The following is a 12,113-nucleotide window of genomic DNA, read 5'->3' as shown; positions in this document are numbered from 1 at the left end:
CCTATCAATCTTGTCCTCCGGTTAACACCGTCAGACTTTTTAATGTCGTTTCTCCAGTATTTCAATGAACTTTTACCCTATCTCCCTAGGGTATAGTAAGACTCTCGTCTCAAGATTTTTCAAATTACTTCTGATTCCTCCGAATGAGGGATGTAAAAGTAATCCAAAATTTTATTTTTTCAAAACCTGATTGGGGGAAATTTTTAATTAATTGATCCAATATTCCGGTGGAAAATCAGAAGATTTGTAATCTTCTTGAATCAATGTGCCCGCGTTTGGGATTGCAAAGGTGCAAATCTTTTTTTCAAATGCAAAAAGGCTATTTAAAATAATCGGGTATGATGATCAATAGCGCTGATTTTCAGGAAGAAAAAATATTTTAATTAGCCTAACATTTTGGCGAACTCTCCTCATTCTTGGTTTTGGATAAAAAAGTAGTCCAACTTTAGCTGAAATCATGTGGGATGAGTAAACCACTTTTTTCAAAAAAGCAAAAAATGAACATAAACCAAAAATCAACTCAAACTAGATTAATCCCGACAAAAATTGGTAAAGTAAAATAGCCAAGTTTTTTTTACGAACTCAATATCTAAACGTTGGCAGGCGCTTCCTCTTACCTTTACTCCAAAGTTGGTTGACAAATGAATAGCGCAAGGATACCTCATGAGCCCCACCCGAATTGCGCCATCCCAATTGTGACAGAGTAAAATCATAACTGTATCCCAAGTCAATCCCCGTCTGAAGAGAAAATCCAATCAAAGCAACCAAGGCTTCATTATTAGGCAATCCTATTCTCGTTGGGAATCCACGATACCATAATCCCAAGATTATCGGGTCCACAAACAATTCCATGCCAAAATCCAATTGGTCAAAAACCCCCTGCCTTTTATAATTGAAGGCCAAGGACAATGTCCGCTCCTGCCGGGTATTGTTAAAGTAATCATTAATAGCACCAGGCATTAAATCAAACTTGACTCCACCATGTGCAGAATAACGGATCGGCAGTATGTCCTTATCCAATTCCAGGTAAGAAATATTAGGCTGGGTAAGGTGGTGACCGGAAATTCCCAACCAAAACTTATCATTATAATAAAAGAATCCGGTATGCAGATCTGCGAAATTTCTTTGTCTTCCATCAGGAATTGCTCCCCCTGCACCAGGCAATACGACTCCTTTGCTGATGTCCAATTGTGTGCTTAATACCACTTCATCAAAACTTGCTGAACGGGTGGCATAACTTCCCTGGATCCCCATATGTAAGAAACTCGAGTGGCCAAGTCTCAGCCTGTAGGAATACAGCAACCCAACTTCAGTGTTTTGGAGATTGGCAAGACTCTCTCTACTGCCGTTGACAATCAGCCCAATTCCGCTGTTTTTGCTGTCAATAAAGTGGTCAGCATACGCTGAAAAGGCTACAAAAGACTGGTCCAATGCCGGCCATTGGTTTCTGAAGTTAAATCCTACCCGAGTAATTTCGGAACTACCGGCAAAGGCTGGATTGAGGAAAAGAGGAGCCGCGTAAAACTGTGAAAATTGGGTGTCCTGAGCTTTGGCAAATCCAAAAATCATTGCCATTAAAAGAAATAGAATTCGTCTGCCCATCACCTGATCAATAAAAATCTACCACTTTGCTCTACGGATTCCCCGTCGATTGAAACCATTTTGACCCTGTACACATAATTTCCTCCGGGCATCAATTCCCCATTGGCTTTCCCATCCCATCCTTCTGTCTTCAAATCATTTGTTCTAAATAGCATATTGCCCCAAAGATTGAAAATAAGAATTTCCATTTGTGCAATTCCTCTGACTTTGGGCCTAAAAAATCGGTTTTCTGCCAAGGTTGGAGTAAATCCTGTAGGGAACATAACCCTGTAGCTTTTAGTAATTGACAATTCCTTAGTCACCTCTGCACTGCAGCCCAGGTTGTCGGTGACTGTCAATACTATCTGAAAAACTCCTTTTTTACCATAAACATGGACAGGATTTTGCTCTGATGAGCTTGTACCATCACCAAAATCCCATGACCAACTGACCACATCTTCGGATGAAATGTCGGTAAACTGAATGCTATCATCCGGGAAAATCCCACCATCTTCATCACCCCGAACGCCTGTTCCTGCCACCTCAAAATCAAAATTTGTCTGAAGGGCTTCTGAAACAATGATGACTTCAAATGAAACCGCTTCAGACCAACAGGTCAAATCCTTATGTTTTATCCTGATAAGGTAACTGCCCGACTGGGATATTTCATCCATTTCCTCATTTTCCAAAAATTCTCCCAAGGCTGTTTCCAATTGGTAATCATATAGAGTATTGTCAAAACCTGAGATAAAATCCCGGATATCAAGTGACATTCCCGGTACACATCCTACGACAGGGTTGGCAATCGCCAATGCAGGAAAAGGAGGGTTTGCCAGGGTAAAGGTCGCTGATTCTGTGGGGCAGCTTTTGGAATTGAATGCGATGACATGATATGCGCCAGGAAGCACTGCCTGAATTTGCGATACGTCGGAATCAGGAATCAAAATATTATCCCTGTACCATTCAAACTTTACATAGTTTTCCTCCCCGATGGCTTTAAGGGCGACAGGCTCGCCGGGACAAAGCCTTACCTCATCTAAATCCCCCGGCACTCCATCAGCCACAATGCTGACGGGTTCGGGGGATTCCTTGATCAAAAGCTTGATGTAATTCCCTGAGGATGTTTTCCCATAATTATCTGTGATGGTATAATATACCTGGACAGTCTGGTCTGTGAATCCGATATTTGGAAAGAATGTAAATTCGCCTCCTGTGTCAGATGCACGAAAAGTCCCTTGGGGAAGAACTAAAACCCGATTTTCAGGTATGCACCTTGCCTGAGAACAAATGTCACCTTCCTCTGCCTGAATGTCCTCCAATGAACCATAGAACTGCAAACACCTGATACTTGAATTTTCATTTGGGAGTGTAGCTTCAGCGGCTGTTATTTGATAGGTGTTTTCTTGACCTTCGCAAGAGGCTTTGTCATCAATATTGATTCCTTCAGGATTGGACAAGCCATCTTCATTGGATACTTCCACAATGAGATTCCTTATTTCGTGGATATTATTTAGCCCACCTGTGGAAGCTGTGAATCCGATTTTCAGGTCTTTGGGAGCGGGAAAATTGTAAGGTCTGTCAAAAATGGTTACCATCCTTGGATTATTAGTCTCTGTCGAAACAAGCATCCTGACTGTCAAAAAATAACCATCTCCGAAAGGATCCGGCTGTAAATCCAAAAAGACTTTTCTATATCCCGGAAGGTTGGGGTCAGTAATCCTGTTGGTTCCCGGTCCACCCGAACTTATCGGAAATTGGTCGGAAGCCCTGAGCCCATCATTTCCGGGCAACATTGTTTTTCTTCCTACAACAAAGCCATAACCTGAAAGCCCGTTTCCAGGACCTCTGATGACGATGGAATTAGGGACCAAGGATTCTCCAATACCAGCAAATCCACCAATCTTTCCCTCCTGTGTGGTTCCGAAGTTACCATATTCGTCAAATCCAATTCCCAAATATGCCCTTGACAGGCCAATTTGATTCCCCCGTTGGGCATAACCAAGCGATCCTCCAAAACCACCCGTATTGAAAACGGGCGTTGCCGCATCAAAAAGAAAAGCTACAAGACCGTCTGCCCCGGTACCTCCATAACTAAAATACTCGAATTCAGCTTTGATGCCATAGGTGGAAGAGAAAGGAATGTTTATATATATGTATCCATTTTGCTCATTGATTGCATCTGTGAGCCTTAAAGCCCCGTCAACAATTCTGGCATTTCCTCCAAAAACCGTTGCAGATTGAGTGGAATTGTCCGTGAAATTTTCACAGTATGGAAAACCAACCTGTGCCCTACTTTCAAAAATGATTGAAAGAGATACAATACTGAGGACTAAAAAAAATAATAAGCGTGGTTTTGATGGGTTGGGATTTTTCAATTTTATGAGAAATCTAAATTGAGATTCATTTAAGAACCTGTAAAGTACAGAAACTCTCAAAAAATAAAAAGGCTTCCTTATCGGAAGCCTTCTATTGTAAGATCATCTAAGTATTGTCTGCTTTCGATCTGGTCCTACAGACACCATTTTAATCGGAACACCGAGTTCCTTTTCGAGTAAGTCTACGTAGTTTCTCAATTCTTTAGGGAATTTTTCATAATCACTGACTTCTGCCAATGAAGTAAACCATCCAGGAACAGTCATATAAACTGGCTTGACTTCATCATTATTCAATTCGTAAGTCAACCTGTCTACTCTTGTGCCATCCGGAAGTTCGTAATGGGTACATATTTTTATTTCCTCAAATATATTGAGAACATCAGCTTTCATCATGAAAAGCTGGGTTACCCCATTGATCATTATGGAATATTTTAATGCAGGCAAATCAATCCAACCGCATCTTCTTGGGCGTCCTGTGGTAGACCCAAATTCATTGCCTTCTTTGCGCATCGCCTCCCCTGTAGCATCATGGAGTTCGGTCGGAAATGGACCGCTTCCCACTCTTGTACAATAGGCTTTGAATATTCCAAAGACATCACCGATTTTGGAAGGAGATACACCAAGTCCTGTACAGGCCCCTGCGACCATGGTACTGCTTGAGGTGACGAAAGGATAACTTCCAAAGTCTATGTCCAACAAAGAGCCCTGTGCGCCTTCTGCCAATACTTTTTTACCGGAGGAAAGATAATCGTTGACCTCATATTCGCTGTCAACGAGGTTAAGTGTCCTGAAAAATGCCACTGCATCAAAAAAGGTCTTCTCCAATTCTGTCAGTTGGCTGATATCAAAATCATAGAAAGAGAGAATCGTCTTGTGCTTTTCTACAAGTGTGTTGTATTTCTCCTCAAAATCCTCAGCCAATATGTCGCCTACCCGAAGGGCTACTCTTCCTATTTTATCCTGGTAGGTCGGGCCGATTCCTTTTAGCGTAGATCCAATTTTCTTATCACCTTTGGATTTTTCATAAGCAGCATCCAATAGCTTATGGGTAGGTATGATGATGGTTGCCTTTTTGGAAATAAAAAGGTTCTTTTTGAAAGAGATATTGAATTTGTGAAGTCCTTCGATTTCCTTTCTCAAGACGACAGGGTCCAATACCACACCGTTTCCGATAATATTGAGGATATTCTCCCTAAAAATCCCTGAAGGAATCTGGTGCAAGACATGCTTGATGCCATCAAACTCCAAAGTATGACCTGCATTGGGACCACCTTGAAATCTGGCGACAACATCATATTGCGGAGCCAATACATCCACTACCTTACCTTTTCCCTCATCTCCCCATTGCAGGCCTAAAAGAACATCCATTTTCATTTTAATCTTTGTGTCTAATTTTTTAAAATCAATTCAGCCGTGAAGTTTGTCATATCCACAAAAATTACCAAATAACTCAATCCTTTTTCTAAAGATATCACAGAAATCTGACTAGGCTATCTCTTTTTTTGCTTCGGCAATAGTAGGAAAGACAGTAAAAATATTGTTGAGTTTTGTGATAATAAGCAGTTTTTGAACATGCTCTGAGGGTGAGGTAAGGTAAACTTCACCACCTGAATTTCTCATTTTGGTAAGCATTGTGATCAAAAGGCCGATTCCACTTGAACTGATATACCTCACTTCGCTCAGGTCCACAACAAAAAAGCTGATTTTTTCATTTACAGCATCAGAAACCAATTCTACTAACTTTGGACCGACTTCGTCTCCGATCAAATCACCTGTGACAAATAGAAAATGGGCTTTCCCTTCTTTTTCAATCCTATAATTTAGCTTCATATTATTGCTTTGTTTTCGCAGTTTTCTTTTAAACAAGTTCCGTATAGAATCAGGGAATGGTGAAGGACTTTAAAATTTAATATTTCACTGACTGTATTTTGGATGTTTTGTATCCTTGGATCGCAAAACTCGAGTACTTTATTGCATTCGATACAGATCAGATGGTCGTGCTGTTTATAACCGTAAGACTTTTCAAATTGAGCAATGTTTTTCCCAAATTGATGCTTGGTCACTAGGTCGCATTCCTCCAGCAAATCTAAAGTATTGTATACAGTAGCTCTACTCACCCGATAATTTTTGTTTTTCATACTGATGTAGAGTGATTCTACATCAAAGTGACCACCACGCCCATAAATTTCCTCCAAAATGGCGTAACGCTCGGGTGTTTTTCTAAGTTTTTTATTTTCCAGGTAGGCTGTAAATATTTTCTTTACCTCATCGAAAAGGGTTTGATTTAAGGCCATGAATTTTAGGTTTTTGCAAATATAACTTATCTTATTTAGAAAAGATTCGAATAAGCAAGATAGAAATGGTTTTTAATCAAAGCTTGTCTCTTTGAAAATCCCTTCGATTTGGAAAAGTTTTGCTGCTTGAAAGAGTTTTAATTGTTTATGGGTTAATATTTTATATGTATCCGCTTTCTTGTAGGTAACCAAATAATAATTTGATGGAGGAGCCATTAAACATACAGTGGACATTGGACTGTCGTATGTGGACGAGTATCTGCATTCGATACAACCTCTTATAGCCCAAAGTGCAACATTGCGGATACTCATATAATATTTATCGCTGAGATAAAATAGACTGAAAAGATTACCATCCAATGGCACGGTCATTCTTAAAAAAGACCACTTATTTTCTTTGGATCGGATGGCAAATTTACTTGAACAATGAAAATGATACATCCGGCTTCAAAAATCATCAGCAAACAGAAAAGATGACACCTCTAATTTCGTTTGGCTTCCTTTTCCAATCCTAATCTTCTCCTATCACCAATATTTTGGCTGTATCCCATTTTTGAGTCAGCCTGGACACGAAGAATATGGTTAACAAACTGCTGACCATTGCCAATGTACGAAACGGAAACAAGACCGCGCCATCCTCAATCATAGGATAGCCTATTAAAATAGGCAAACCCAATGAGGCTTCACCCCCTCCAAATCTCAAGATCACGCCAATTGCAAAACCTGCCATTGAGCCGATTTTATTGGCCTTTTTGTCAAATAGAGCCGTGACCAACTGCGGAAATAGCAGGCAATACACAAAATCACTGCACAGTACCCAAAGGGAATAAACACTTGTCACATTTAGGGCAACCAAAGTAGCAGCTATGCCAATAATCCAAATCGAAGTTTTGATGATTTTATTTAGATTTTCAGTCGAAATGTCGGGTTTAACCAAGGGTCTGTACACGTTCCAACTAGCCAATGAAGATGCTGATAAAATGGAGGAATCAATCGAGGACATGACCGCAGCCGCAATTGCTCCGAGCCCAATCGTAGCCACCACAGTAGGTGTAAGGTAGCGGATGACATAGGGCAAAATCATGGAATTGTTTTCTAAATTGGCCGCTGCCCCAAAATCCGTCCAATCGGTTACGTTGCTTCCAATAATACCGATCATCACAGCCGGAACTGCGGCTATCAGACAGACTACACCTGCCAAAATGGACAGGCGAACGGCTGTTTGTTCGTCTTTGGATGCCAATACCCGTTGAAAATAAACCTGCCAAGGAATACCCCCAAAGATGAGTAATAGGGCATAATCCCACCAATACCAATAATAACTCCCCAGTGCTTCTTTACTCGGGATGAGGGTAGCTGCTCCACCTTTCATGATTTTGTAATTAGCCCAAGCCGCATCCCATCCCCCCACCTCAGTAAGTGCAAAGGGAACAACTATCGCCAAGCCAATCAATAAAATTGACATTTGAATAATATCTGTCAAAGCAACCGCCAAAAGTCCCCCAATAGCTGTGTAGGCAATGGTAACGACTGCTGAAATAATAATTGAGGTTTGGGTATCAATCCCTAAAACAGTAGAAAATGTCGTGCCGAGTGCCACCAATATGGCTGCTGTCCAAAATATTTCACCCGCCAATGCAGGCAAAAAAAGTACAGCTCCCATTTGTTTGCCAAAGCGTTGGGCCAATGGGTCAAGCATGGTTTTGAAACGGTGACGTCGCATTTTACTGGCAAAAATCAAACCTCCCAACATCAAACTCAATGCATATCCCCAAGGTGCCTGCACCCATACCAAGCCGTCTCCATAGGCGTATTCCGCCGAGCCATTGATATAGCCACCCCCAACCCAGGTGGCACTCATTGTAAAAATTGCAATCCCCAGTGGCAAACCTCTCCCCGTCAACATCATATCGGCTTTTGATTCCTTTTTTTGGGCGACAATGGTGCCATAGTAAAAAATCAAAGCATAAAAAATCATCATGGATGCATAACCATACCAAAAAACCTCGGCTTCTGTAAACCAATACAAATACAATCCAAATAAGATTAAAACGCCTAGCAAGAAAAGTGTAGGGTAGAATTTTTTCATGGTTTTAATAGGCTTATATAATATTGATATACTTGATCCAAAAACTGAGTAAGACTGCTTCCGCCATTTATTTTATGCTCAGGAATAAACACTAAATTGGGGAATAAATATTTTGATGAATTAAGGAAAGCCAATATAATAACTTACAAAGTTCAACTTGTTCTTTTTCACTTTGACTTCTTTACTTTGACTTCAAAAAGAAACAGCCCACAAACTTTTCTTTGCAATATTTCCCCTTTTGAAAAAAAAGAGAATCGTGTAAATAGTTGACTGTTTTAACCTGTTAGCTTTTTGAAACATGTATTTGAGGTGTTGCAAATTAAATGAATTTGGTATTTGGGCACTACTTCATTTTTAAAACCTCAAATTTCAAACCACATCATTTTAAATAAAAAGGATAAATTTGCTCCTGAAGCCAAGTCGCTAAATAATGGCCATCCTTATGATAAAATTGGTGTGAAAAAATTCAGCTTTTTTCAATACGTCTTAGCATGGTCAGTTCATGCCTTTACAGCATCGGGGATGATTTTCGGTTTCTTGGCAATATTAGCAATTCAAAAACAAGATTTTGTTCAGGTTTTCGTATGGCTTACGGTTGCGTTTTTGGTAGATGCAATTGACGGTACACTTGCCCGTGCTGCCAAAGTTTCGGAAGTCTTACCCAATTTTAAAGGCGACTCGATCGACCATGTGATTGATTTTGCAAATTATGCCATTATTCCGGCATATTTTATCCACGAAGCAGGCCTACTCCCTGAAGAATTTAATTTGTTTGGCGCATCGGCCATTCTGTTGGTATCGTGTTTTTATTATGGCAAAACGACCTACGTTACCGAAGATCTTTATTTTGAAGGATTTCCTATTTTATGGAATTTTGTAGCGTTTTACCTCTATTTTGTGTTTGATTTTTCACCTATGGCAAACTTGGTTTTGCTTTTAATCCTATGCATCCTCCCCATTTTGCCGTGGAAATACCCCTACCCAAGTCAAACAAAAGAATATAGGCTGCTGACATTCACAGCGCTCTTTTTTATTGCCATAGGAATCATTGGGACTGTAGTCATTTTCCCGGAGAAAAACTATTGGTTTCAACTGTGTTCCTACATAGGGATAGTCTATATTTTTGGAATGGCAATTTTTAAAACCTTCTTTTCCAAAATAAAAGGCTGAATACCTGAGTCCAAAAAAGTCATTAACGAATCATAGGATATTGATCCAAATGAAAACTTGGTATTCCAAGGCGCCTACATCAATAATGCTCCAACAAAATTCAAATTTTGACGGCTCAGTTCTCAATCAAACCTTGTCACTTTGAGGATTCCTTCGACTTTTGAAAGATTTGACATTAATTTTTCGAGATGCTGGGTGCTGTGGACGTAGAGTTTGATCGAGCCTTCAAATATTCCGCTGTCAGAATCTACGGTGATGGACCGCATGTTGACTTTGAGTTCATTGGAGATTACCCTGGTGACATCATTGATCAGCCCCACCCTGTCGGTACCTACGATTCTCAAGCCCGCCAAAAACGCGATCTGCTGTTGGCTTGTCCAACGGGCTTTGATTACCCTATTGCCGTGGTTAGACAACAATTCCAAGGCATTCGGACAGGATGTTCTATGGATTTTGATGCCTTCATTGATGGTCACAAAGCCGAAAACGTCGTCTCCGGGAATGGGATTGCAGCATTTGGCAAGGATATAATCCACCAGATCCATGTCTTCGCCGATGAGAAGTTGGTCATGGTCAGGACCTTTGAGGTTTTTGATCTCTTTGGTAAAGGAGGATTCGTCCTTCACTTTTTCAAATGAAGCTTTGCCTTTTTGTTTTTTCTGCTCCTTAAATTCCTTAAAGCTTTTGATTGAAGTGGCATCAATAACGCCCTTTCCTACTTTGTAATAAAACTCGTTAGGTGTTTTGGTCTCAAAATATGCCCTTAGCTGCTCTACTACTTCAGAATTGAAATCCATTTTCATTTGACGCAATTTCCTTTGGACGATTTCCTTTCCGTCCATGATAGTGGATTTCTTTTCTTCTCGAAGGGCGTCTTTGATTTTGGCTTTGGCCCGTGATGTTACTACAGAATTGAGCCAGTCTTCAGTTGGTCTTTGTTTGTTGGAGGTCAGGATTTCTACCTGATCGCCGTTTTTGAGTTTGTGATTGATAGAAACCAGTTTTTGGTTGACCTTGGCTCCGATGCATTTGGCTCCTACTTCCGAATGGATCTCAAAGGCAAAGTCCAGGGCTGTGGCACCATTGGGAAGGACCTTCAATTCTCCTTTGGGGGTAAATACAAAAACTTCATCATGGAAAAGGTTCCCTCTGAAATCATCCATAAACTCGATTGCCGAACCATCATTCGATTCTAGCAAGGTCCGTACTTGGGTGATCCATTCGTCTAACCCTGTTCCTTTATTTTGGGGGGTATCTTTTTCTTTGTATTTCCAATGGGCTGCATAGCCTCTTTCGGCGATGTCATCCATCCTTACAGTCCGAATCTGTACTTCCACCCATTGGCCTGTCTGACTCATGACAGTGGTATGAAGGGATTCATAGCCGTTGGCCCTGGGGGTGCTGATCCAATCCCTCAGTCTGTCGGGATTGGGTCTATAAAAGTCCGTTACTACAGAATATACCTGCCAACAGTCTGCTTTTTCATTTTCGAGCTCACTGTCTACGATGATCCTGACAGCAAAAAGATCATAAACCTCTTCAAAAGGGATGTTCTGCGATTTCATTTTGTTGTAAATCGAAAAGACAGACTTTGGCCTTCCCTTGATGGTAAATTTGAAACTCTGGGAAAGGAGTTCCTCTTCAATAGGTCCAATAAAGTTTTTAATGAATTTGTTTCTTGAGAGTCTTGTCTCATTGATTTTGTTGACAATGAAAAGGTAGGTCTCCGAATCGGTGAATTTAAGGTAAAGGTCTTCCAACTCGGATTTGATAGCGTAAAGACCTAAGCGATGGGCCAAAGGTGCATAAAGGTACATTGTCTCGGAGGCAATCTTTAGCTGCTTGTGCCTAGGCATGCTATCAAGGGTCCGCATGTTATTAAGCCTGTCAGCTAATTTGATCAGAATCACCCTCACGTCGTCGGAAAGTGTGAGCAACATTTTTCTGAAGTTCTCTGCCTGCTGGGAAGAACCGTATTCAAACACTCCCGAGATCTTGGTCAATCCATCTATGATTTGGGCGACTTTCGTACCGAATTCCCTTTCGATGTCTTCCAATTCCCAATCAGTATCCTCGACCACATCATGCAGCAGGGCTGCGACGATACTGGTGGTTCCCAGTCCGATTTCTTCGACACATATCAAAGCGACCTCCAAAGGATGGTAGATGTAGGGTTCACCAGATTTCCTGCGCATTTCCCTATGGGCATCATTGGAGACATTAAAAGCCTTTTTGATGATCTTGGCATCTCCGGGTTTGAGGACCGGTTTGGCCATTTTCAAAAGCTTTTTATACCTTTTTAAGATTTCCTTTCTTTCCTCTGCCAGGTCTATTTCTATCATATTATCGAAGCTAAAGCAATTCTTTTATCAAAACAACCCGTTATTAAAGGTATTTTACAAATTTTGGGATGAATTTTATTCCATTTTTTGCAAGTTTAATTTTACTTATTACCTTTGCAACCACAAATCGCGGATGTGGCGAAATTGGTAGACGCACTAGACTTAGGATCTAGCGCCGCGAGGCATGGGGGTTCGAGTCCCTCTATCCGCACGCTTCTTAACCCTCAATCAACTTTCCGGCTTCGAACCTGATACAGGTCTT

The 12,113-nt window shown here is 40.8% G+C and carries 8 protein-coding genes and 1 tRNA gene; 2 read left to right on the top strand and 7 right to left on the bottom strand.

Annotated features, from left to right (window positions below):
• Positions 1-582: 582 nt before the first annotated feature.
• The 6 genes from MMU07_RS13380 to MMU07_RS13355 form a co-directional block, all read right to left on the bottom strand.
• A complete protein-coding gene (locus MMU07_RS13380; protein ID WP_255737418.1) occupies positions 583-1,602 on the bottom strand; it encodes a PorP/SprF family type IX secretion system membrane protein in 1,020 nt (339 codons plus the stop codon).
• Positions 1,602-3,956 carry a PKD domain-containing protein gene (locus MMU07_RS13375; protein ID WP_241126376.1) on the bottom strand — a complete coding sequence of 785 codons (2,355 nt, stop codon included), beginning with the start codon at positions 3,954-3,956 and terminating at the stop codon, positions 1,602-1,604. The genes MMU07_RS13380 and MMU07_RS13375 overlap by 1 nt, the downstream gene beginning before the upstream one ends.
• 102 nt (positions 3,957-4,058) lie before the next feature.
• Complete coding sequence (locus MMU07_RS13370; protein WP_241126375.1) at positions 4,059-5,330, bottom strand: adenylosuccinate synthase; 1,272 nt, start codon at positions 5,328-5,330, stop codon at positions 4,059-4,061.
• A gap of 111 nt (positions 5,331-5,441) precedes the next feature.
• Complete coding sequence (locus tag MMU07_RS13365) at positions 5,442-5,786, bottom strand: STAS domain-containing protein (protein ID WP_241126374.1); 345 nt, start codon at positions 5,784-5,786, stop codon at positions 5,442-5,444.
• On the bottom strand, positions 5,783-6,250 hold the full coding sequence (locus tag MMU07_RS13360; protein ID WP_241126373.1) for a Fur family transcriptional regulator: 468 nt from the start codon (positions 6,248-6,250) through the stop codon (positions 5,783-5,785). Before MMU07_RS13360 ends, MMU07_RS13365 begins: the two co-directional genes overlap by 4 nt.
• A gap of 511 nt (positions 6,251-6,761) precedes the next feature.
• Positions 6,762-8,339 carry a high affinity choline transporter 1 gene (locus MMU07_RS13355; RefSeq protein ID WP_241126372.1) on the bottom strand — a complete coding sequence of 526 codons (1,578 nt, stop codon included), beginning with the start codon at positions 8,337-8,339 and terminating at the stop codon, positions 6,762-6,764.
• A gap of 456 nt (positions 8,340-8,795) precedes the next feature.
• On the opposite strand from MMU07_RS13355, the gene MMU07_RS13350 reads away from it, so the two are divergent.
• Positions 8,796-9,509 carry a CDP-alcohol phosphatidyltransferase family protein gene (locus tag MMU07_RS13350; RefSeq protein ID WP_241126371.1) on the top strand — a complete coding sequence of 238 codons (714 nt, stop codon included), beginning with the start codon at positions 8,796-8,798 and terminating at the stop codon, positions 9,507-9,509.
• A 122-nt stretch (positions 9,510-9,631) separates the two neighbouring features.
• On the opposite strand, the gene MMU07_RS13345 is transcribed toward MMU07_RS13350, so the two are convergent.
• Positions 9,632-11,851 carry a RelA/SpoT family protein gene (locus MMU07_RS13345; protein WP_241126370.1) on the bottom strand — a complete coding sequence of 740 codons (2,220 nt, stop codon included), beginning with the start codon at positions 11,849-11,851 and terminating at the stop codon, positions 9,632-9,634.
• Between the two features lie 129 nt (positions 11,852-11,980).
• Here MMU07_RS13345 and MMU07_RS13340 point away from each other — a divergent pair.
• Positions 11,981-12,062, top strand: a tRNA-Leu gene (locus MMU07_RS13340).
• Positions 12,063-12,113 lie beyond the last annotated feature (51 nt).

Origin of the sequence: Cognataquiflexum nitidum, from assembly GCF_022538055.1 — a bacterium.
GTDB classification, from domain to species: Bacteria; Bacteroidota; Bacteroidia; order Cytophagales; family Cyclobacteriaceae; genus Cognataquiflexum; species Cognataquiflexum nitidum.
This window is presented reverse-complemented; position numbering and strand designations above follow the sequence as displayed.